We start from the raw sequence: 23,421 nt of genomic DNA on the forward strand, positions 1-23,421 counted from the left end.
TATCCAAATGTAAAATTGCCGGATAACCGGTAACAATCTCTTGCAATAGTAATCTTAATGCGTATATTTCTCATTTGCTTTCTTAACGGCATCTTTACGGTCGTTCTGTTTGTGCCAGGACGGCACGGTCGGGAAATACCTCATCCTGATATTCCTTTTCAGCACGTTATTTATGGCTGGATCTAACAGACGTCAGCAGCTATGCCGCCAACACAAAATAACGATAAGTTGATTGAGGAATATTATGTCTTTCAAAGAAAAGCGCGTCAGGGAATCTGGCCGTGCGCCGCAGCGAGCATTGCGTATCTCTGTGCTGGCAATGATGGTGGCGTCAGGTATTGCCCAGGCCGCAGATAGCACCAAAACAGAACAAACCCTGACCGTGGATGCCAGCGCCAGCAGCGATATGCAAGAGCAGGCAGCAAAAGATTACAGCGTCCCGGTCACCCGTGCCGGTACCAAAATGGCATTGACCGCGCGTGATATTCCGCAATCGGTCAGCATTGTCAGCAAGCAGCGTATGCAAGACCAGCAGCTGCAATCCCTGAATGACGTACTGTCGAATACCACTGGTATTCGAGGCGTCAGCAGCGATATGGATCGTACGAATTATTATTCACGCGGTTTTATCATCGACAATTACATGGTTGATGGCATCCCTACCGCTTTCGCTTCTCGCTGGAACCTTGGCGATGCGCAAACCGATATGGCGTTATACGAGCGCGTTGAAGTGGTGCGCGGTGCCACCGGCCTGTTGACCGGCCCAGGTAACCCGTCAGCTTCCATCAACATGGTACGTAAACACGCTGACAGCAAAGAGTTCACCGGGAATCTGGAAGCGAGCTACGGTAGCTGGGACAAACAGCGCTATGTCGCCGATCTCTCTGCGCCGCTGTCGCCCGAAGGCAACGTGCGTGGCCGCGTAGTGGCGGGTTACGAAGATAAAAACAGCTTTATCGAGCGTTATGGCTTCGAGAAGAAATTCATCTACGGTGTGGTGGATGCTGACCTGACCGATAAAACCAAGCTGTCTGTGGGCTATGAATTTACTCAAGTCGACACTGACTCCCCAATGTGGAGTGGTTCGCCGCGTTGGTATACCGACGGTTCACAAACGCATCTGCGTCGCGGGTATAACACCTCACCGGAGTGGGCTTACAATAACAAAGAAAATAAAAAGGTCTTTGTTAACCTGCAGCAGAACTTCGATAACAGCTGGAATATCACCCTTAACGGTACTCATAACGAGATGCTTCTCGACAGTAAGCAACTCTACATCGATGGTTACTTCGATAAGAACACCGGTATCGGCACCTCGCCATATGCTAATTACCCAGTCGTAGGTGGCACTGGATACAACACCGGTAAACGTAAAGTCGATGCCGTCGATGCGTTCGCCAGCGGCCCGTATGAATTGTTAGGTCGCCAACATGAACTGATGGTGGGTGTGAATTACAGCCGTCAGGATAATAAATACTACAGCGCGTGGGCAAATATTTCGCCGGCCGAGCTGGGCAATTTCAATAACTTCAATGGCAACTTCCCGGAAACCGACTGGAACCCTCGTGAGCCGGCATCAGACACGCAATTGGTGCGTCAGAAATCCGCTTATGTCGCCACTCGCATTTCACTGGCCGATCCGCTGCATGTTATTTTAGGTGCGCGTTATACCAACTGGAATCGTGAGACGCTGAGTTCAGAGATGGAGAAGAACAACACCACTCCTTACGGCGGTGTGATTTGGGACTTCTATGATAACTGGTCAGCTTACGCGAGCTATACCTCAGTATTCCAGCCACAAGATTATCAGGATGCTTCGGGTGGTTACCTTTCACCTGTCATTGGTAAGAACTATGAAGCTGGTGTTAAGTCTGATTGGTTGAACAGCCGTCTGACCACTTCAATTTCAGTATTCCGTTCAGAACTGGACAACGTTGCGGAAGCAACTGGGGCGACCAACCCGGATACCGGTAATGCCATCTACGTTGGTAAGAGTGGCGTAGTCAGCCGTGGCGTCGAGTTCGAAGTGAACGGTGCGCTGACGGATAACTGGCAGATGACCTTCGGTGGCACCACCTATGTGGCTGAAGACCGTGATGGTGAGAACTACAACTCACAGCTGCCACGCACCTCGTTCAACCTGTTCACCAGCTATCGTCTGCCGATGCTGGATCAGCTGACGCTGGGCGGCGGTGTGAACTGGCAGTCGAAGACGTACAAAGACGTTGGCGCACCGGACGGCAATGGCACCTGGCGCGCACGTCAGGGCAGCTATGCGTTGGTTGATCTTTTCGCACGTTACGACGTGACGAAAAACCTGAGCGTGCAGGGAAATCTGAACAACCTGTTCGACAAAGAGTATGACGAAAACGTCGGTAGTGGCGGCATCGTTTATGGCGAACCTCGTAGCTTCTCGGTGACTGCGTCTTACCGTTTCTGATTTCAACCAACCGGGCGCGCAGCAATGCGTGCTCTGCCGGGGTTCACGCTGATGTTCGTGAGTCACTGGCAGGGACGGCAAGGATGCCGGCCCGGCGTTATTCGCATCAGACTTGAAAAATTATTAACATCCCGCCGCAATATAATCCCCGTTCGTACTGATCGGCACCACGGTTAAAAACAGTACCAGCGCACATAAGATCAGCAACGCGCCTCCGGCAATACGTACTATCCCCAGTATTTGCTGCGTGCGTGGCGATGACTCAGCCAACCATAACTCTCCCGCGCGATGACGAAAATGACGTACGAAAAGAGCCAGCGCGACCAGTGCCATACCGGTGCCGAGTGCCATGGTCATCACCGCAAACATGCCCCAACGGGTGATGCCAATCACGCTGGCAAACAGCAGCACCGTGAGTGAGCCGCTGCAAGGCCGCACGCCCGTGGCAATAATAATGCCGATCCACGCTTTCCAGTTATCCACTGAATCCGCAGTAATGCCGTGATGATGGCCGCAGCCGTTATGATGCTGTTCATGTTCATGTTCATGTTCATGCTCATGTTCGTCTTGATGCTGATGCTGATGTTGGTACAGATGCTTATTGCGGCCTCGCCAGGCTTGCACCATCATCATCACGCCGAGCGCGGCGATAAACAGCGCGCTGGCTTTTTCCAGATACCAGCGACTGGTGCTGAGATCGCCAGTCGTCAGGTTAAAGCCAACGGCCAGGATAAACATAAAGGCGATGGCGCTGAGGCCCTGCACCAGGCTGCCAAGAAACGGCACGCTAAGCGCGACACCGCGCGGCGGTTGATGAGTGGTGAGCCAGGTGGTGACGATAAATTTGCCATGGCCGGGGCCAACCGCGTGCAGGATGCCATAAATGAAGGTCACGCCAATCAACCACAACCCCGCGCTGTATTGCCCGCTATTGATTTGCAGCAGATGCGTCACCAGCAGGCGGTGGAGTTGGATCTGCGTTTGCAGTGACCAGGCGAGAAACGCCGTCCAGTGGGAAAACAGCAAGGCGAGCGCGGCAAAAATTGCCAGCGCTACAAGAGTAAATCCAGTTTTAGTGGCAGTCATAGCTATCAGATATCGCGGCCCTTAAAACGGACAGCATGCAGGATTTTAGTGCGATTTTATAGGGTGTAAGGCGGAAGTAATCTGGGCGCTGCAATAGCCATTAAACGTGAAAACACAGGTTGGCGATGCTGGAAGCAGCAACCTTGCTCAAAAGCATCAGTGCCCATGTCACCTGCGCAAACGTAACGCTATGAAGTATTCCTCGCAGCAGCCAGGGCGGTTTTGCCCACGGAAGTGAAAATGGCGTCACTCTGCGGAGTGTGAATGCGACCACACAACACATTACGATAGTGACGTTGTAACGGATGGTGGCGCGTTAACGCATGATTACCAATGCTTTCCACCATCAGCTCAACGGCACGGATGGCATTTTCTGTCACCACCTGTTTGATCTGTGCTGTATGGCCGCTGGCAACCTGACCGCGTGCGGCACTGTTAAGCAGCGTGTGATTAGTGAACAGCAGTGTATCAATCTGTCCGACTAACTCCTGAAAACGTGGCAAGGATGCCAGCGGTGCACCGAGGTTGGCAGGAGCGCGCTGTTGTAAAAAGCCGATAAACCAGTCGCGTGCGCTTTGGGCAATGGCGTCATATAGCGAGCCGAGTAGGACGGCTAACCACACAGACTCTTCTTCATTTAGCCCGGGTTTCGGCGTGCTCCAGGGTGCAACGCTGACTGCGTGATTGAGCGGAATCAACACCTCATCTAACACCACGCGATGGCTACAGGTGCCGCGCATTCCCAGATGATCCCATTCATCGACGATTCGGATGCCAGGCGCATTGGCGGGCACCAAATAACCGCCGACCAGCGGATCGACATCATCACTGCTGGCCCAGACGAGAAACCAGCTCAGCCCATAGCTGCCGGTGGAGTAAATCTTCTCGCCACTGATGCGCCAGCCCTCGGCGGTTCTTCGCGCTCGGGTTGCGGGCAAACCGCCACGCGCAGGCGTACCCAGTTCCGGCTCGACGCGCAGCGCATTGATTAACGCGCCCTCGGTTGCCACGCTGCTCGCCACCGTCGCGCGCACACTTACGGGCCAATCAGATTCCTCACTCAGCCTCCGCGTATTGAGATACTGCATGATCAGAATCAGTGCTGCGGAGGGTTCGCCGCGCGCGACTGCCTGAATGATCGCCTGACAATCGCGTAAATCGCCACCACCGCCGCCTGCGGAGACGGGCAAAGCGAAATACAACAATCCAAGTTGTTGCAGATGAGCAAAAGCCGCGCGCGGAAATTCACCGCTTCGATCAACTTCTTCAGCATGTTCAGCCAATCGTTCGGTGAGGGCTGGCAATAATTCAGCGAGAAAAGGCGTGTTATTTGCCATTAAGAAAACCTTGCTTATCGATGAATAACATAGGGTCGATTGTTTCCTGATATGGCAAGGCTGTAAAAGCAATAAAACCGCTTAACACATGCGTAATCGGCATAATTACACAACTGGTTGCGCTGTTAATTAACGATTAATCTGCCTGCTCCTGAAATGAATTATTACAACGCTCACTCTTTCACCTGTATATATTTTGGGGAGTAAAATCATGCCAGAAAATTATTTACTTTCGCGTCGTCGCTTTCTTGGGTATTCCGCCGCAGCGATGATGGCGTCTACTTTACCAGGGCGCAGTTTCGCCGAAGATCAGATGCACAATATGCCGATGTCCGGCGACCTGTTGCAGGGTGGTGCGGGTAAGTGGGCACTGGCGAAACCCACGCACATTCGCCTCGCGGTGAACCTTAATGCCATTTGCCTGGCACCGGTTGTGGTGGCCGATCAACATAATTTCTTCAAAGCTCACAACCTTCAAGTGGAATTCGTCAACTTTGGCAATTCCACCGAATTATTGCTGGAGTCGATTGCCACGGGGAAAGCGGAAGCCGCCATCGGCATGGCACTGCGCTGGTTAAAAGCGCTGGAGCAAGGCTTCGATGTGAAACTCACCGCAGGCACGCACGGTGGCTGCATGCGCTTATTAGCGCGCAGTGACGGTCCCGCCACGCTGGAGCAGCTAAAAGGCAAAACCATCGGCGTTACCGATATGGCGGGCGCAGATAAGAACTTCTTTTCACTGATGCTGAAAAAGCACGGCGTCGATCCCAATACCGACGTGAACTGGCGTGTATTCCCCCAAGATTTGCTGCCAATGGTGTTGGAGAAAGGGGAAATTCAGGCCGCCAGCGGTTCAGATCCGATTATGTGGCGCCTGGCGCAGAAGCCGGGCTATCGCGAAGTCGGTACTAATTTGATGGATGAGTACGCCAACCTGAGTTGCTGTGTGGTGGGCACGCGTGGCAGTTTGATTCGCGAACAGCCAGAGGTGGCTGCCGCGATTACCCATGCCATCCTGCAAGCGCACGCCTATGCTGCGCAGCATCCCGAAGCGATCGGTAGCGAGTTCAACGGTCAGGCGCTGAATACCACGCCGCAGGAGATCGCCAGCGTACTGAAAACCCATACCCATGGGCACTATTCGGTGGGCAATGCCTTCGTCAAAGAGATCGATGTTTATGCGCGAGATTTGAAGGCTATTAACGTGCTGCGGCCAGAAACCGATCCGCTGCTGTTCGCTAAGGGTATCACCAGCAATGTGCTGGTGTGAGGGGCGATCTTATAACGCGCAATTTGATGTGGCGGAGTGATTTATCGCGCATTCATCGAGCAGCGTTGTTGCTCAGGAATGCGCCATAAATGACATCGTGATAAAGAAAACCCGGCGAATCAGGCAATCTTTTGTGATGTCTGAATCGCATTTGCTAGCTTGAAGGTCTCAGCAGGCACCTGATGCGCAAATAACTGCGTCGACAGGTAGCTGCTGCCGCCATCTGCCAACAAAACCACGATACGCTTGCCGTGATTCTCCGGCCGCGCCGCCACCTGTTCTGCCGCCCACAATACGGCCCCGGAAGAGTCACCCACCAACACGCCTTCGCTGAGCGCCAGTTGACGTGCCGACGCATACGCTTGCCAGGTTTCTACGGCGATCACTTCGTCATACACGCGGTGGTCCAGATTCGCCGGGATGCGTTCGGGCGGCTGATTGCTAAAGGCGTGCACCCCGGTGATCTCCAGCGGTTCCGGACGCAATTCGCTGGGTTGTGAACCCACGCCAGGCTCCACCGCGATCACCTGCAGGCTTGGGTACTGCTGTTTGAGATAGCGTCCGGTTCCCGACAGTGTGCCGCCGGTTCCCACTGCCGCAATAAAGATATCCAGCTTGCCGCCGCTGTCGCGCCAGATCTCTGGCCCGGTAGTCTGAACGTGCACGGCCGGGTTGGCGGGATTCTCCAGCTGTAACAAAAAATGGACTTCCGGCTCCGCGGCGGTGACCTTTTCAGCCAGCCATTTGGTGGCGGCGACAAAATCGCCATTGCTGGCTTCATAAAACTCTCGGAAGCCCTCAATGGTGCTGAACGGCACCACTTCAGCACCGTAAGCCTGAATCAGTTGCGTGCGTTCGATGCTAACAAAGTCATTGATATAGACGCGGAATTTGTAGCCCTTAGCGGCGGCAATCGCCGCCAATCCAATCCCGGTATTGCCGCTGGTGGTTTCAACCAGCGTGTCACCAGGCTGAATGGTGCCGTTGCGCTCAGCGGCTTCGATCATGCTGAGTGCGATGCGATCCTTGACGCTGTGATTAGGATTAAACAGCTCCAGTTTGGCGATCACTTCGGCCTTAATCTCTTGTTGCTGAGCATAACGTGAGAGCCGCAGCAGCGGCGTATTACCAATCAGTTCGGTGATTGACGAGGAAATTTTTGCAACCATAGTTCACCTCTGTGGTGGAGTAGCCTGCCTGGGCGCCATGATTGACGCCCCTTGAGATGTGGCAACGTTTCTAAAAGGTGCGCCTTCAGGCGCATCACCATGCCGTTACCATTTCACCGCGCAGCGCTGCCACGAAAGCAAACGGTCACGCACCAGGAATAACAGGGAGATCAGGGAAGAGAACAGCAGCGCCATCACGATCAGCGCCGCATACATATTGGCGTAGGCCGCCCAGCCCTGTGCCCACTGGAGATACCAACCCAGGCCCGATTTCACTCCCATCATCTCTGCGGCAACCAGCACCGAGAACGATGCGCCCAGCCCCATAAATAGGCCGACAAACAGGTGCGGCAATGCGGCGGGTACCGCCACGCGCAGCACCAGGAACATCGAATTGGCGCCCAGCGTGCGCGCCACATCGTAGTAACGGGTATCGACGCTGGAAACGCCGGACCAGGTCAGCACGGTCACCGGGAACCAGGTGGCCAGGGCGATGAGAAACACCGCAGCGGAGAAACTGGAGGGGAAGAAGTAAAGTGACAGCGGCAGCAACGCCGTGGATGGCACGGGACCCAGGAAGCGTAAAATCGGATGTACCCAATAACCGAGTCCTCGCGACCAGCCTATCGCCACGCCGGTCACAAAGCCCACCACGCTGCCGTAGAGAAAACCAAAGGCCAGCAAACGCAGCGAATTGAGCACGCTGTCCAGCAGACGTGGCCAGTCAGTGGCGTAGGCTTCGACCAGTGCGCGCGGCGGTGCAAAGAAGGGCGCGGGCAACAGCGCCAGTTTAACGGTCACGGTTTCCCACACGCCAATCAGCAGCGCCAGCACAATCAACCACGGCCCGCTACGTTTCAACGGAGCCAGCAGCGCCAGACGCGGAAACACGCCAGAGGCTATTGCCAACACGGTGAGTAACAACGCAATCCCGGCAAACAGTTCATGGGTTTGATCGACAAAGCGCGGGGCAGCAAAACCCTGTGGCTTATCCGGTACCGCCACCATCAGCGCCACTAACGCCCACCACAGCAACAGCGCGCCCCAGACGGCGGGTTGCAGGCGGCGCGGTGCTGCACGGTGTTGGGCAATCGTGAGGGTTTCACTGGCCATGACTCTCTCCTTAACTCGACATGTTGCTCATATGCGCCATGTTATTGGCGTGCTGATGGGCGGATTCGGCGGGCAGCAGTTGCGGCACATAGTGTTCGGCAAACTGCTGCGCATCGGTATCCGGGCGAATCACGTTGATCTTCTTCAACTCCTCAACATAGGTCGCGACTTCACTGCGCAGCTGGGCGCCGGTGGAGTGGTGGTGGTGAGTGTGCTCTTTGAGCATCGCGGTGATGTCCTCCACCGGCACCGAACCTGGCACAAAAGGCTGGAAGATTTTGGCGGTTTCGGCGGGATGATCGGCGGTCCACTGCTGTGCATCCACAATTGCCTGGGTAATGGCCCGCGCGGTGGCAGGATCGTCAAGCACCAGTGAACCGCGCAGACCCAGCACGCAGCAGGTCATGCTGGCGTATTCGCCTTTGAGGTTGTTGTCGACTTCCAGCAGGTTGTGCTGTTTCTTCAGCAGCCAACCCTGTGGATCATCGGTGGCCAGTGCCTGTACTTCGCCTTTGCGCAGCGCCTCGCCAAACAGATCGGGCGGATACTGCAGCCAGTTGACTTGTTTATCAGGATCGATGCCCTGTTTCGCCAGCTGCACCGCGAAGAAATTACGAATCGGGCTGGCCTGATCGCTGACCGCGACAGATTTACCTACCAAATCTTTTACATCGCGGATGCCGCTGTTTTGCGGGGTCAGTAAACGCATACAGCCGCCGTGCGTGCCGACGGTCAGGTCGACGTCAAAGCCTTGCTCCAGCGGTTTTAGCCAGCGCAGCGCCATACCAATACCACCATCGGCCTGCCCGGTCGCGATCGCCTGCAGCAGGGCATCGGTCGGGCCGCTGAAGTTAACCGGTTCAACGTTAAGGCCATATTTTTTGAAGAAGCCCTGTTTCAGGGCAACGGAAATCGGCGCCTGACACACCGCCGTTTGTCCCCACGCCAGTTTGATGGTTTTAAGCGGTTTGTCGTCGGCGAACACATTGCTGCTCAACAATGGATTCACCGCTACACCGGCGCTGAATAAACCCAGGCCGCGCAATAATGCGCGCCGGCTCAGAAAGTATTTTTGCATTGCCATTCTGCTTTCCTTGTCATTAAAGATCACGGGCACTATCGCTTAGCGATTTCCCGCCACCAAATAACAATCCCGCATGAGGTCATGCAGTTTTTCTTTATGAAAGATGACGGATAGGTTTGCCGAAAAGGCTATTTCAATCAGGAGAGAGAGACGCTTATGGTTATTTGCTGATGACTGTCGGCACACTATTATTTAGCAGGAGCGAAATATGGCCATGACCTCTGCAGGCGTGAATATTGCTATTGAAAAAGTGAATCACCATTTCACGCTTGAAGGCAGTGACTTACCGGTACTGGAGAATATCAATTTACAGGTGAAGGCCGGTGAATTTGTCGCTCTGCTAGGGCCTTCCGGTTGCGGGAAATCCACTTTATTACGTTTGCTCGCCGGGCTGGAACCTCCAGCCAGCGGTTTGCTGGCGGAAGAAGGTAAAACCATTACAGCCCCTGATCCCTCACGCGTGGTGGTGTTTCAGGACCCCACTCTCTATCCATGGCGCACGGTGTATGACAACGTCGGTCTGGGATTGCAGATTCGCGGTGAGAGCCGCGCAATACGCGATAAACGCATCAACGCGATGCTAGATCGTGTCGGGCTCAAGCAGTTCGCTCGCGCCTGGCCGCATCAGCTGTCTGGCGGTATGGCTCAACGTGCTGCGTTAGCCAGAGCGTTGGTGAATGTACCGCGTTTACTGATCCTCGATGAACCACTAGGCAAGCTCGACTCGTTGACGCGGTTGCGCATGCAGCAGGAGATTGTTGACCTCTGGCAGGAGCAGCAGTTCACCACGCTAATGGTAACGCATGACGTTGAAGAGGCGCTGGTGATGGCGAATCGTGTGGTGGTGTTCAGCCCAAGACCGGCGAAAGTGGTGGATGTGATTGAGGTGGATCTGCCCTGGCCGCGCCGGCGTGATGATCCGCAGCTGGTGGCGCTGCGCAGCCATATATTGAATCTGCTGGGGAATGAGCAGGCGGCCGCTTAAATCGCCGTAGAGAACAGTAATTCACGCAACCAGCGATGTCCGGCATCGCGGTGCGTGCGTTCATGCCAGACCACGATTTTGTTAAAACCCTGGATCGCTAACGGAGGAGGCAAAACCTTCAAACCGGGTAAGTCGTGCGTTAAGCGACGCGGCACCACGCTGATCAAATCACTGACGCGTAAGATCTCAGGTAAAACTAAAAAACTGCACACCGAAAGTGTCACACGTCGCGAACGTCCAACCGCGGCTAACGCCTCATCCGTCACGCCCTTGAAGTTGCCTCCCACGTAGGAAACAAGGGCGTGGTCCTGTGCGCAGAAACTGTCGATCGTTAAATCTTTCTGCGCAGACAGCGGGTGGTCCTCGCGCATGAGACACACATACTCTTCATCGTACAGCGAGCGGGCGTGCAGATCGGGTGGGGCACTGTCTGGCGTGATCAACGCGATATCGATGTCACCTCGTTCAAACTGCGCAGATAACTGCTCGTTGTTAACGGGCAATACCGCCACGCGGATACCCGGTGCCTGCACTCGTAATGCGGCCATAAAAGGCACAATGACCGCACGCAGGGCATAATCGGTGGCCGCGATTTTGATGGTCATTTCGGCGGTCGCAGCGTCAAAGGCTTTGGGCTGCAACAGTTCTGACACTTCCGCCAGGATGGCCTTCACGGGCTGAGCCAACTCCAGTGCCCGCATCGTCGGGACAACGCCGCGCTGCACCCGCGTGAACAGCGGATCATCAAAACACTCCCTCAGACGCGTTAACATGCCGCTGACTGCGGGTTGCGTCAGGGCTAAACGCTCAGCCGCGCGGGTGACGCTGCGTTCATCCAGTAAGGCATCCAGCGCTTTAAGCAAATTGAGGTCGAGGTTGCGGATATCGGTTTTCATCATCTTCCGGCGATAGTGTGACAATGCCTCATCATACGCTGCCACCAGATATCACGAAAATGTATATTAAAAATAAATAATGGCGATTGGTCTTATTTCATAGGGAGTCAGATACTTCACCCACGATTTATCCACGGTGAGGCGAATGAAATGAAAATGAACGCGATTAACTGGCCAGAGGGATTTGTACCGGGCTTTAGCGATAACTACTGTTCCAACGAAGTGATCGTTGCAGGTTTGAGCACCCAGGATATCTGGCCGCTGCTGAATACCCCGTCACTCTGGCCGACCTATTATCAGAACTCGGCGAATGCGCGCTTCTATGACAACAAAGGTCCCGAACTGGAGCAGGGCGTCCGCTTCTATTTCGAAACCTTTGGCTTCCCGGTGGAAGCGCAGGTCACCGAGTACGTGGCACCCATAGCCGGTGAAGCAGCCCGTGTTTCCTGGCATGGCTGGGCGGGTGAAGTGGGTAGCGAGGACCGTTTAGATGTTCTGCATGCCTGGCTGATTGAAGATCTCTCTGACAATCGCGTACGCATCCTGACCCAGGAAACGCAAAACGGCAAACCGGCGGTTGTGCTGGCTAGCGCTAAACCTAATCCGATGATCAATGGCCATCAGGATTGGCTGGATGGACTGGTCGCGGCTGCGAAAGCGCGCAAATAATTAATGCAGGGTCAAAACCTCCATAAAGCGGCCGAAAGGCCGCCTTCACCATAATCGACCCTGCTGCTAGCAATCAATCTTTAGCGAAAATCCACAGATCCTCTTTCGGCAGCGAGATGCGGAAACGCTGATTGCCGCGGAACTCTTTGCCATACGCCCTCAATGCAAAATCATCCCCCTCGGTACGGAACAGATATTCCCAGCGATCGCCTAAATACATACTGGTGAGCAAGGGCAACTCAAGTGCGTTGTCATCAGCGGTATCAGCGATATTCATGCGTTCGACGCGAATCACCGCTGTGCCTTCCTGTCCAACACGCACATCGCCACTTGGTTTACCCCACAGCGCCCATTTTGCCCCGGCAATGCGCGCCCGGCCGCCCTCAACGTGGGTGATTTTGCCGTGCAGACGGTTATTGCTGCCCATAAACTCAGCGGCAAACAGCGTTGAAGGCTGGCTGTACATCTCTTGCGGTGTGCCTTGCTGTTCAATCACGCCGTTATTCAGCAACAGAATACGGTCGGAGATCGCCATGGCTTCGTTCTGGTCATGTGTCACCATTAAGGCAGACAGTCCGAGACGAATAATCAGCTCGCGCAAGAACACGCGCGCCTCTTCACGCAGTTTGGCATCGAGGTTAGAGAGCGGTTCATCCAGCAGAATCACCGGCGGGTTGTAGACCAGCGCACGGCCAATCGCCACGCGTTGCTGTTGACCGCCGGAAAGCTGATGCGGGTGGCGTTTGCCAAGATGCCCGAGCCCCAGTTGATCCAACACCGCCTGAACGCGTTGATTAATCTCTGCTGTGGCCACTTTGCGCAATTTCAGCGGGTAGGCCACGTTCTCAAATACGGTTTTGTGCGGCCACAGCGCGTAGGACTGAAAAACCAGGCCGAGATTGCGCTCTTCAGCTGGGATTTCACTTTTCGGCGTGCCATCAAAAACCACATTTTTGCCGATAGTAATGCGCCCCTGAGACGGTTTTTCCAGGCCGGCCACGGCGCGCAGCAGGGTGGTTTTGCCGCTGCCCGATGGGCCCAGCAGTGAAACCACTTCGCCTTTTTTTAACTGCATTGATACGCCTTTCAATACAGGATTATCGCCGTACATCAGATGCAAGTTATCTACCGATAATTCAATCATGTAATTTCACTCCAAAGCGTAACGCGATGCCGAGGCCGATCACCACCAGCACGATATTAATCAGGGAGAGCGCAGCCACGATATCAATGGCGCCCGCTGACCACAGTGAGACCAGCATTGAACCGATGGTTTCGGTGCCGGGTGACAGCAGATACACGCCCGTTGAGTATTCGCGCTCAAAAATCAGGAACATCAGCAACCACGAGCCAATCAGGCCATGGCGTGACAGCGGTACGGTCACGTGACGCGTGGTTTGTCCCGGGGTGGCACCCACGCTGCGTGCGGCTTCTTCCAGTTCCGGGCCGACCTGCAACAGCGTTGAAGAGATCAGGCGCAAGCCATAAGCCATCCACACCACGGTATAGGCCAGCCAGACGCTAAAAATGGTTTGACGCAGGGAACGCAGCCAAACAATGAAGTTTTCCCTCAGCCAGTCAGCAACGGGCAGGCTGGAGAGCCAGCCATTTTTCAGGGACTGATCGAGCCACATCGGAATGAACAGGAACACCCAGAGAAAAGCCAGACCGGCTAACAGACCCGGCACGGCGCGTGGCACCAGCACGCTGTAATCCAGGAAACGTGTAACCTGATCCTGCTTGCGATGCATGGCGATGCCGACAAACAAATAACAGATCACCGCCACCGCGCCACCGATCACCCCAATCAGCATCGAGTTGACGATGGCACGCAACAGATTGGGTTGATCCCAGATACTGCGGAAGGTCGCGATGGATATTTCATCCCACAGTGAGACGCCGACGCCCCAATGCGAGATGAATGCGCGCATCACCACACCCAGAAGCGGCACGCCGATAGTGACGGTGAGCCAGGTCAACACCACCGCACCGGCAATCCAGCGCCATTTGCCCAGCGGCAGGGCACGCGCTTGTGATGCTTTGCCTTTCATGGTGACAAAACGGTTGGCGGTGCGCATCAGCCAGCGCTGCAGCATCACCAGTGGCACGGTAAAACAGATCAGCACCACGGCGACAGCGGCCATCAGGTGGTAGGAAGGCGTGCCGAGCTTGTTGGTCAGCTTATACAGATAGGTGGCAAGCACCATGTTGCCTTCCGGATCGCCCAATACCAGCATCAGGCCGAACACCTCTAATCCCAGGAAGAACAGCAGCACACAGGCATACAGAATCGAAGGGCGCACCATCGGCAGGCTGACAGAAGTCATCACCTGCAACGGTGAAGCGCCGACCGTGCGCGCGGCTTCCTCCACATCGGAGCTGACGCTGCGCAGTGCCGATGAGATGTAGAGATAGGCGTGCGGCACGTGAGTGAGTCCGGCGATCACCACGATGCTGGTCATCGAGTAGATGTTCCACGGCACCACGCCAAACAGTTGATTCGCCCATTGCGACAAGAAGCCCACCGGGCCGGCGGCAACCACATAGCCAAAGGCCAGCACCATCGGCGAGACAAAGATCGGCACCAGAATCAATGGCTCAATCAGGCGGCGTCCTGGCAGGTTGGTTCTGACCATCAGGAAGGCCAAAATACCGCCGAGTGGAATAGCAATGATCACCAGACCAAACGCCAGAATAAAGCCCGACTCCAGCGCCTTATAAAAATCAGGATCGGAGAAAATAAATCCAAATGAACCGAGCGTCAGCTCTTTCTTTTTGGCAAAGAACGGCGCGGAGAGAAAACTCTGCACCACAATAAACATCAGCGGCACGTAAATAACCAATGCCGTGATCAGAACAATCAATGCACGTGGCAAACTCTGCCACTTTTTTAGTAACCTGCTCATATGCCAACCCTATCAAACACCGGAGGCGAAAGGAGATGTTATGCGCCGCGACGGGCGCATAACGTGGGGAGCATTATTTCCCGGCGGCGGTACGCCACTGTTTAATAAATTCCAGGCGTTTTGCCGGTTCCAGATATTCCAGCAGTGATTCATCCACCGGAATCGGCTTCAGAGCATCGCCCAGCATTTTGGTCATACCGTCAATATCGTTTTTGCCTTCAATATCATTGCGCAGGGAAGGGATGTCCGCCTGATTTGCCAGGATATTCTGTCCCTTTTCTGACAATACATAATCCAGCCACAATTTAGCGGCGTTCTCATGCTCACCATCTTCGGTGATAAACGAAACGCGAGACAGCACCAGGATATAATCTTTCGGGTAAGCGATGCCCAATGCCGGATCGTTCTTCGCTCGGGCTTCGGCATAAGAACCGAGAATATTAAAGCCAATCAAATTCTCACCTGAAGAGACGCGCTCCATCATCGTGCCAGTCGAAGATTGTACCGTCAGACCCCCTTTCGCCATCCCCGCCAGGTTTTCTTTGTATTGCGGATCCACTTTGCTGTCCTGAACCGTCAGCATGAAACCTAATCCTGATTTTTCAATATCGTAAGTGGTCACTTTATTTTTGAATTTAGCCGGATCGGCTGCAATCATTTTAGCCAGTGCGGTGTGAGAGTCAGGCGCGGTGTCTTTTGGGATGAGTTTATTGTTGTAAATAAACACCACCGGTTCGTAGGTCGTGCCGTAAGCTTTATTTTGCCACACTGCCCATTTTGGTATTTTGCTTTGCTCAGGCGAGGCATATTCCGCCGCATATTCCGTGGCCAGCTTTAGCGCGGTATCCATGGATGAACTCCATACCACATCACCGCTGCCGCTACCCGAGGCCTGCTCACTGATGTAACGGTTATAGAGTTCGGTGCTGTTCATGTCGTTATATTCAACTTTGATGCCCGGATACAGTGACTCAAAGCCTTTGATCAACGGGCCCGCTGCTTTGGTGTCAGTGGTAGAATACACCACCACTTTGCCCTCTTTTGTCGCTGCATCAATGACTTTCTGATACTCAGCGGGATAACCTGCAGGTACAGCCGCAAACGCAGAGAAGGAGAGTCCTGCCAGTACAGAGGTTGTTAAAAAACGCAGAGAGGTTTTCATACGGATCCTTTTGGTTACATTTGTTACAAGAATTTAACAGTAACCCATTGCGACCCCGATGCAATCAGAGTGTCAATTTTTTTCAGGATCTGTGAAGTTAGTTAGGTTATTAATCTGATGTTTAAATGGGGGGCTACTTGATTGGCGTTATAAATTAAACAAGCTTTTAAAAGGTGTTATTAATATCTACGATGGAATGATTAAATGCATGAGTGATGTTAAAATGCCCAGTGATAAAATTCATTGATGTTGTTAGGTTGAAAACCAAATAATAAAAAAGGCTGTAATGGTAAAAACACTCATCAATATGGCAATCCATCCATCAAACTGAAAAAAAAACGATTTCATATCATTCATACCCTCATGTTAGTGAGGGCATATTGAGGTTTAAAGATTAACAGAACCTTAGGGAAGTGACGAAATGGCATAAAGGGGCAATGGGTAAAGATCTTCTGATACCAGGGTTAGCCGCGATCACAGCTCAAGAGCGCTATTTAAGAGGTGCGGCCCATGGGCCGCCCGCAAAGCTCAAGCTGACTGCTGAAACCGCAGCGCCACGCCAAAAGCATGCTCAGCGCTGACGATAAGCGCGGATTCCTCTTCGTGGAACGGGATATCGCCCAGTAATAAGCTGGCTTTCACCTTGCGCAGATCCACGCTGCGTAAGCTTAACGCCGCCATGCGTGCACTGCCGTTGTAATCGGGTGGTAATCCAGCGAAACGCTGTGTGACATAGCCGGCAGCCGCGAAGCGCACCGTCGCCACGCCAGCTTTTAATACGAAGGCACCTTCCTGGCAGGCGGTGAGCGCATTAGCCCCAAATAACCGACTGTAAGGTTGTGCTGCCGCCGCAGGATCCTGTGCCACCACCACAAATTCGACAATATCGGTCACGCCGTTGGGATGCTGACGCCATGCATCCTGCCACACCGCGTGTGGCGTCTCGTGCTGGCAAAAGAAACTGCGCCCATTCGGCACCAGCGCCGGTCGTAACGGCACGGTGCGGAAACGCGCCTGATCCTCATTGCCATCCGGCAACTGTACCGGACGGAAGAAGCTGGCAGGCACAGCGCCATCAATGTCCTGGCTCTCAAGATAACGCCATACCGCATCGGCATCGTCGGTCTTCCACACCAACCCGCTCAGGCCAATGGGTGACTGCCACACATCCTGACGTAAACTGGCGCGCCCCGGCTCGAAGCCGAGCAGCTCAAGATAGTTATCACCAAACACGGCCAGATGGTTACTGGATCCGAGTGAATGATGGCCGCGTTCGGTGAGCTGAAACCCCAACCGACGAAACAGCGCACTGGCCTCATCTAACTGATCGGCCACGTTGATCACCACATGACCCAGACGGGGAATCGGTACGGAAATCGCCATCGCTTTCCTCCTTGCTCTCATAGTCACTGCGCCCATGTTGGCGCGTCCGGTTCGGATGCTGACAGTGGCTGCCAGTTGACGTGCGTTTCCGCGCCAAAACCGGCGGCAATGCCGGCAATCAGGGTGGTGATTTGCGTATCGGTGTGCTGATCCAGACTGCGCACGATGCCCTCGATCTCCGCCGTCTGAGGCAGCACATTCCAGCTGTTACCGGCCGTTAAGCGCGTGATGCCCAGCGTCCATTGGCGATGACGACTGGGGAGTGCATAGAGCGCGGAAACGATATGGCTGCCGATCACAATCACATCAATGCCTTCATGTGGCCGTGCGGCATGCGCGCCTTTACCGGTCAGGGTGATGTGAAAACGCTGCGTGGAGTGGGTTTGCCCGGTCATGGTCATCCTTGTGATTGTTCAGGTAAAAATGGCTCGCCCAGTGTCAACATCAAACGGTTTGCCCAGGCAAAGAAAGCGGCGGACTGGATCACATCAAGCAGTTCCAGCGTACTCAAGCCCTGATCGCGTAACGTCTGCACCTGCTGCAGGCTGGCGGCAGCGGGGTAATGGAAAGCGTCGCGACCAGGTCAATAATCGCGGCCCAGCGTGGTGACTGGCCGTGTGCCAACTCTGCGCCCGGTGCAACATTCAGCAGCTTTTGTACTGCCGCATCGTCTTTTGATAATTGGCTGGCTTTACGCGCGTGGACCGAAGCGCAGAAGATGCAGCCATTCACTTTACTGACCACGGTGGCTGCCAGTTCACGCTCGGCACGCGGCAATCCGCCAGCGGTGTAAAAGATGCCCTTGTCGGTCAGCGTACGCTGTTCCAGCAGCGGCAGATGACGTGCCAGCAGACGGAAATAATCGGAGTCGCTGTGGCCATTTTTCTTCAAGGTAGCCTGTTCATCGGCGGTGAATTCGTGGAGCGGTTTGGCTGCCAGCCAGGGTTCCCAGCCTAACTCTTGCTGGGTAAAGGCGGTGAGGGCGGTTTGGCCACTCAACGTCAACGGTGCATCGTGCCACTTGCCAGCCACGGCGTGCGCTTGCACGTCACTCTGCTCGCCGTTGAGCAGGCGTAAGCCGGTCAGTAAACGACTTTGAAAGCTCACAAATGCGATTAACTGTGCGAGGGTGACGATGCCACGTGGCGTCCAGCCAGCGCTTTGCAGGTTTTGAATGTGTTTGGGCGCTGCATCCACCGGGTGCAGGCTGAGCAGTTCGGCAAAGGCGTGACCGGCCGCAAAGCGCGCGTCATGTGCCTTGTTGTTCACCTGTTGCTGATAATGTGCCTGTAAGCGGGTGGCGCCGTGCCAGTCGGCGACCTGCGCGGCGAAGGCAAACCGCCATTGCAGCGGAAGGTCCGCATCATCTTCACCAAACAGCACCTCATAGCTGCCTTGCGTGTGTTGAGTGGCAGCGTGGCGCTCATTGCGTGCTAACGCGAGTTCTGATGCGGGATCGATATCCGCTAAGGCGGCAAGTAAATCAATGGGTTGAGACATCATATTCTCCTGTTAAGCCTGTTCCAGAGCACGTAGCTCTGGGGCGATGTGATCAGCGATTAATTCAATGGAACGCAGAATGTCGGCGTGTGGCGGATCGATTGAGTGCACCTGGAAGGTGATATCGGTGACACGTTGCAAGGTCGAGTCGGCGCGTAATGACGCCAACACCGCAGGTGCATCGCCAAAGTGCGCATCAAGCTGGCGCGCATGGCTTTCCAGCGAATGGCCGGTGATGACGTGGCCAGCAGCCTGGAACTGCTCAGCCTGGCGCCGCAATCCTGGCTCTGCGAGACGACGCGCATAGTCATTTGAATCGGCAACAAACGCGGTGCGTGAGGCGAGGATGCGCGGTGCAATACCGGCCGGCAGCGCGGCCAGATAGGCATCGATCATCGGATTTTGTATCGCCTCCAGCGGCAAATCAGGCTGGCCTGGCGGACGCGGTTGCGTGCGTGACAACATCAAGCCATGGCCAGCGGCGCCCGCTCGCGCCGCACCCTCAACTGAGAATGTGGCGATCCACACGCGCTGTGCCAGCGTTGGCGCGGGCGGGTAGAGATGATTGTCCGGGTGCGCGAGGGTATCGCCTCGCCAGGCGCTAAGCAGCGTGTGCAGCTGGTCGGCAAACACACTGGCGCGTTGATCGATGGTCAAGCCAAAGGGCAGGAAAGAGGTTTTTGTGCCGCCCGATCCCAATCCGACTTCCAGCCGCTCATGACTGAGCAGGTCTAATACGGCGGCGTCCTCTGCCACGCGCAGCGCGTTTTCCATCGCCAGCGTAATAATGCCAGTGCCAAGACGAATCGTGCGGGTGTGCGCGGCCACGTGGGCGAGGAAAACCAGTGGCGCAGGCAGACCGCCTTCCTTCTCATGAAAATGATGCTGAGCGATCCAGGCGCTGTCGAATCCCAAACGTTCGGCGTGCTGAATCTGTTCGGTCGCAAGGCGATAACGCTCTTGCGCCGATACCTCATCCAGCAGGCGAGTGAAAAAGCCAATGCGTTTACGCGTCATGCAGACTCCTTAATCAGCGGACGGATAGCGGGGATGGCGTCAATCAGTGCACGGGTGTAAGTATGCTGAGGTGCGTTAAATAATGTGACGGTGTCATCTTGCTCGACCACTTCGCCCGCTCTCAGTACGGTCACGCTATGCGCAATGCGGCGTACCGTAGCGAGATCGTGGGTGATAAACAGATAGGTTAATCCCAGTTCCTGTTGCAGCTGTTGCAACAACTGCAGGATTTGCGCCTGTACGGTGACATCCAGTGCCGAGGTGGCTTCATCCAGCACCAGTATCGCCGGTTGCAGGATCAGTGCGCGCGCAATCGCCACGCGCTGACGTTGACCCCCGGAGAGTTCACGCGGTTTACGCGTGAGTAATTCCACTGGCAATGCCACTCGCTGAGCCACGGCTTCAACCCGCTGACGACGAACATCGGCACTGAGTTTTTCGAAATTACGCAGCGGTTCTTCGATAATGGCAAACAGCGTCTGGCGCGGATCAAGTGATGCAAACGGATTCTGATACACGAACTGGATTTTGCGTCGGAGTTGGCGCAGCGCTTCACCGCGCAGCGCACTGGCATCAATGCCGTCGATCACCACGCGTCCACTGTCAGCCTGTTCAAATCCCATCAGAATGCGCGCCAGCGTGGTTTTACCGGAGCCGGATTCACCGACCAGTGCGTGCGTGGTGCCGCGTGGCACTGTCAGGCTGACCTGTCTGGCGACCTGTAACTGCTGCTGTTTACCGAGTGAGAACTGCTTGTTGATGGCTGAAAGCTGGATCGCGGGTGTCGAAAACTTTGCTTCAGGTAAAATCGCCAGCGCCGTGTGGTCTGGTGAAGCATCCTGCAGCAGCTGGCGCGTGTAGGGATGTTGTGGCGCGTTAAACACCTGAGCGGCTGGCCCTTGTTCCTGAATCTCGCCGTGACGGAATACCAGCAACCGGTCGGCTCGTTCAGCCGCCAGCGCCAGATCGTGCGTGACAAACAACACCGCGGTGCCCGACTCACGGCGCAGCACATCCAGCAGATCCAGAATGCGTTTCTGCACCGTGACATCCAGCGCGCTGGTGGGCTCATCCGCGATGATAATTTGCGGTCGCAAGGCGAGGGCGATCGCAATCAATACCCGCTGCTTCATGCCGCCAGAAAGCTGATGCGGATACTGCGTCAGTCGCTGTTGCGGATGGCTCAACCCGACTTTTTCCAGCAGTTCCAGTACACGCTGCTGGCGCTCAGACTTGCTGATTTTCTGATGCAGTTGCAGCATCTCACCCACCTGATCGCCGATGGTTTTCACCGGGTTGAGTGAGTTGCCGGGATCCTGCGGCACCAGGCTGATACTGACGCCGCGCAGGCTGTCCATACGTTTGGCTGACCAGTCGGCAATATCGGTGCCGTTTAACACGATCTTGCCGCTGTCGCGACGACCATTTTCGGCCAGCAGGCCAATAATCGCCTGTGCGGTGGTGGTTTTACCGGAGCCGGATTCGCCGACTAATGCCACCATTTCACCTGCCTGCAAGGTGAAGCTCACGTTGTGCACCACTTCACGCCACTGCCCGCGCTGTTGATAGCTCAGGGAAAGATTTTCTATTGCGAGTAATGCACTCATGCGCCACCTCCGGCGATCTGTTGACTAATGCGATTCGCCGCCAGCACCACGGCCACCACCACGATGCCGGGGAAAGTGGTGAGCCACCAGGCGGTGGCCAGGTAGTTACGCCCTTCAGCAATCAGTAATCCCCATTCTGGTGAAGGTGGCGGTGTGCCGTAGCCCAGGAAACTGAGGGTGGAGAGCGCCAGAATTGCCTGACCAAACTGCAGTGCGGCAAAGGCAATTACCGCCGTCAGCGAGTTGGGTAAAATGTGGCGCCACAGCACCAGCCAAAAGCTGCCGCCACTGCCGTAGGCCGCTTCGACATATTCGCTGCGACGCACACGCACCACTTCACCACGCGCCAGCCGGGCAAAACTGGCGATGGAGGCAATCCCCACGGCCAGCGCGGCATGCACTGTGCCAAATTCCAGCAGAATCAGTACGCTAAGTGACAGCAGTAATGAGGGGATGGAAAGCAGCACATCGACAAGGCGCATCAAGGTGTTTTCCGTGCGCCCGCCCACAGCGCCCGCCAATACGCCCAGCGTGGTGCCGCCAATCAGGCCCATCGCCACGGCGGCAAAGGCGGCGGCCAGTGACTGTGAAGCACCGTAAACAATACGGGTAAACAGATCGCGGCCGAGCTGATCGGTCCCGAGCCAATACGCGGCCTGCGGCGCTAAACGTTGCGCACCGGACACCCCTTGGGTCGGGTTGTAATGAGTCAATAATCCTGGCGCGAATGCCGCTAATAGGGCCAGCAGCATCACCGCCCAGGCCAGCCAGAGTCCGGGCTGAATCTGCCAGCTGCGTTGAGTACGAGGGGGGGCGCCGTGTTGGCGAGCGGTAGCGTAATCGACGAGGCTCATCGGCTTCCTCCGGCGATAGGTTGCAAACGGGGATCGAACAGTGGCATCAGCACATCGACCAGCAGATTGATCAGGACAAAGGCCAGTGCAGAGATCATCACTACCGCCTGTAATACGGCGACATCCTGATTATTGACCGCCTGCTGCGTCAGTTGACCGATACCGCTGAGGCCAAATACGGTTTCGGTGATCAGCGCGCCGGCGATTAACTCGCCTAAAAGCAGACCGGCCACGTTGAGCACCGGCAGCAGCGCATTGCGCATCACGTGTCGCCACAGCACGCGACTGGCGCTGGCGCCTTTGGCTCGCGCCACCGCCACAAAGGGCTGCGTTGAGATCTGGTCAATACTGCGCAGCAGGATTTGTGCCAGCGGCGCGGAGATCGGGATCGCCACGGTGATCACCGGCAGGATTAAACCCTGCAACGGCGACGGGTTGATCACCGGTATCCAGCGCAACTGGAAGGAGAACAGCTGAATTAACGCGATGCCGAGCCAAAAGGTCGGCAGCGAGATAAACAGCGCAGGAACGGATTGCAGCAACGAACGCAGCAGACGCAGTGCGGGCAAGCGAGACAGTGCCGCCAGCGCAAAGGCCAGTAACGTGGCCAGCGCAAAACCCAGCACCGCCAGCTGCAGGGTGGCGGGCAGATTGCTGATCAACAGATCGCTCACTGACACGCCAGCCTGTACCGAATAGCCAAAATCACCGTGCAGCATCGCCAGCAGCGTATGGAAATATTGCTGCCACAGTGGGTTATCCGCGCCATAAGCCAGCCGCATCTCAGCGATCTGATCCGGGCTTAAGCCCAGATCCGGGTTCTGAAATTTAATCAGCACCGCATCGCCCGGCAGCACCTGCAGCAGCAAGAACGACAGGGTAAATGCGGCCCACAATACCAACACGCTTTGACCCACTCTTCGCAGCAGAGAACGTTGCATCA

The 23,421-nt window shown here is 55.3% G+C and carries 19 protein-coding genes and 1 pseudogene; 4 read left to right on the top strand and 16 right to left on the bottom strand.

The window, feature by feature from the left end:
* The first annotated feature begins 244 nt into the window (after positions 1-244).
* Entirely contained in the window at positions 245-2,440 is a 2,196-nt protein-coding gene (gene fhuE / locus AC6I8L_RS21360; RefSeq protein WP_082678145.1) for a ferric-rhodotorulic acid/ferric-coprogen receptor FhuE, read from the top strand.
* Between the two features lie 123 nt (positions 2,441-2,563).
* On the opposite strand, the gene AC6I8L_RS21365 is transcribed toward fhuE, so the two are convergent.
* Both AC6I8L_RS21365 and AC6I8L_RS21370 read right to left on the bottom strand, forming a co-directional pair.
* Entirely contained in the window at positions 2,564-3,526 is a 963-nt protein-coding gene (locus AC6I8L_RS21365; protein ID WP_058961737.1) for a nickel/cobalt transporter, read from the bottom strand.
* Between the two features lie 188 nt (positions 3,527-3,714).
* Positions 3,715-4,863: an acyl-CoA dehydrogenase family protein gene (locus tag AC6I8L_RS21370; RefSeq protein WP_058961736.1), complete on the bottom strand. Its 1,149-nt coding sequence runs from the start codon at positions 4,861-4,863 to the stop codon at positions 3,715-3,717.
* 211 nt (positions 4,864-5,074) lie between these two features.
* On the opposite strand from AC6I8L_RS21370, the gene AC6I8L_RS21375 reads away from it, so the two are divergent.
* Positions 5,075-6,133 (top strand): ABC transporter substrate-binding protein, encoded by a 1,059-nt coding sequence (locus tag AC6I8L_RS21375; protein ID WP_058961735.1) that lies wholly within the window; start codon positions 5,075-5,077, stop codon positions 6,131-6,133.
* 119 nt (positions 6,134-6,252) lie between these two features.
* Here AC6I8L_RS21375 and AC6I8L_RS21380 read toward each other — a convergent pair whose 3' ends face one another.
* The 3 genes from AC6I8L_RS21380 to AC6I8L_RS21390 form a co-directional block, all read right to left on the bottom strand.
* The gene (locus AC6I8L_RS21380) at positions 6,253-7,302 is read right to left on the bottom strand and encodes a PLP-dependent cysteine synthase family protein (RefSeq protein WP_058961734.1); all 1,050 of its coding nucleotides are present in this window, start codon (positions 7,300-7,302) and stop codon (positions 6,253-6,255) included.
* A 105-nt stretch (positions 7,303-7,407) separates the two neighbouring features.
* Positions 7,408-8,415, bottom strand: coding sequence for an ABC transporter permease (locus AC6I8L_RS21385; RefSeq protein WP_058961733.1), 1,008 nt, complete (start codon positions 8,413-8,415; stop codon positions 7,408-7,410).
* Between the two features lie 10 nt (positions 8,416-8,425).
* Positions 8,426-9,499, bottom strand: coding sequence for an ABC transporter substrate-binding protein (locus AC6I8L_RS21390; protein ID WP_058961732.1), 1,074 nt, complete (start codon positions 9,497-9,499; stop codon positions 8,426-8,428).
* Between the two features lie 208 nt (positions 9,500-9,707).
* On the opposite strand from AC6I8L_RS21390, the gene AC6I8L_RS21395 reads away from it, so the two are divergent.
* Positions 9,708-10,484 (top strand): ABC transporter ATP-binding protein, encoded by a 777-nt coding sequence (locus AC6I8L_RS21395; RefSeq protein WP_058961731.1) that lies wholly within the window; start codon positions 9,708-9,710, stop codon positions 10,482-10,484.
* Here AC6I8L_RS21395 and AC6I8L_RS21400 read toward each other — a convergent pair.
* Positions 10,481-11,380, bottom strand: a complete 900-nt coding sequence (locus tag AC6I8L_RS21400) for a LysR family transcriptional regulator (protein ID WP_058961730.1) — start codon at positions 11,378-11,380, stop codon at positions 10,481-10,483. The genes AC6I8L_RS21395 and AC6I8L_RS21400 overlap by 4 nt on opposite strands.
* Before the next feature lie 156 nt (positions 11,381-11,536).
* Here AC6I8L_RS21400 and AC6I8L_RS21405 point away from each other — a divergent pair, with 156 nt between their 5' ends.
* Positions 11,537-12,049, top strand: coding sequence for an SRPBCC family protein (locus AC6I8L_RS21405; protein ID WP_058961767.1), 513 nt, complete (start codon positions 11,537-11,539; stop codon positions 12,047-12,049).
* 73 nt (positions 12,050-12,122) lie between these two features.
* On the opposite strand, the gene AC6I8L_RS21410 is transcribed toward AC6I8L_RS21405, so the two are convergent.
* The 10 genes and pseudogenes from AC6I8L_RS21410 to AC6I8L_RS21455 form a co-directional block, all read right to left on the bottom strand.
* Complete coding sequence (locus AC6I8L_RS21410) at positions 12,123-13,193, bottom strand: ABC transporter ATP-binding protein (protein ID WP_479400045.1); 1,071 nt, start codon at positions 13,191-13,193, stop codon at positions 12,123-12,125.
* Positions 13,186-14,955, bottom strand: a complete 1,770-nt coding sequence (locus AC6I8L_RS21415; protein ID WP_058961729.1) for an ABC transporter permease — start codon at positions 14,953-14,955, stop codon at positions 13,186-13,188. The genes AC6I8L_RS21410 and AC6I8L_RS21415 overlap by 8 nt, the downstream gene beginning before the upstream one ends.
* Positions 14,956-15,028: 73 nt before the next feature.
* A complete protein-coding gene (locus AC6I8L_RS21420) occupies positions 15,029-16,117 on the bottom strand; it encodes an ABC transporter substrate-binding protein (protein WP_058961728.1) in 1,089 nt (362 codons plus the stop codon).
* Positions 16,118-16,645: 528 nt separating this feature from the next.
* Complete coding sequence (locus AC6I8L_RS21425; RefSeq protein ID WP_058961727.1) at positions 16,646-17,500, bottom strand: VOC family protein; 855 nt, start codon at positions 17,498-17,500, stop codon at positions 16,646-16,648.
* A 23-nt stretch (positions 17,501-17,523) separates the two neighbouring features.
* Complete coding sequence (locus AC6I8L_RS21430; RefSeq protein WP_058961726.1) at positions 17,524-17,895, bottom strand: peptidase dimerization domain-containing protein; 372 nt, start codon at positions 17,893-17,895, stop codon at positions 17,524-17,526.
* A gap of 2 nt (positions 17,896-17,897) precedes the next feature.
* Positions 17,898-19,000 (bottom strand): annotated as a pseudogene (locus tag AC6I8L_RS21435) (alkylhydroperoxidase domain protein).
* A 12-nt stretch (positions 19,001-19,012) separates the two neighbouring features.
* Positions 19,013-20,017 carry a putative FMN-dependent luciferase-like monooxygenase gene (locus AC6I8L_RS21440; RefSeq protein WP_058961725.1) on the bottom strand — a complete coding sequence of 335 codons (1,005 nt, stop codon included), beginning with the start codon at positions 20,015-20,017 and terminating at the stop codon, positions 19,013-19,015.
* On the bottom strand, positions 20,014-21,624 hold the full coding sequence (locus tag AC6I8L_RS21445) for a dipeptide ABC transporter ATP-binding protein (protein ID WP_058961724.1): 1,611 nt from the start codon (positions 21,622-21,624) through the stop codon (positions 20,014-20,016). Before AC6I8L_RS21445 ends, AC6I8L_RS21440 begins: the two co-directional genes overlap by 4 nt.
* Positions 21,621-22,478, bottom strand: a complete 858-nt coding sequence (locus tag AC6I8L_RS21450; RefSeq protein WP_058961723.1) for an ABC transporter permease — start codon at positions 22,476-22,478, stop codon at positions 21,621-21,623. Before AC6I8L_RS21450 ends, AC6I8L_RS21445 begins: the two co-directional genes overlap by 4 nt.
* The gene (locus AC6I8L_RS21455) at positions 22,475-23,419 is read right to left on the bottom strand and encodes an ABC transporter permease (protein ID WP_200573092.1); all 945 of its coding nucleotides are present in this window, start codon (positions 23,417-23,419) and stop codon (positions 22,475-22,477) included. Before AC6I8L_RS21455 ends, AC6I8L_RS21450 begins: the two co-directional genes overlap by 4 nt.
* Positions 23,420-23,421 lie beyond the last annotated feature (2 nt).

It is taken from the genome of Type-E symbiont of Plautia stali (assembly GCF_059731115.1).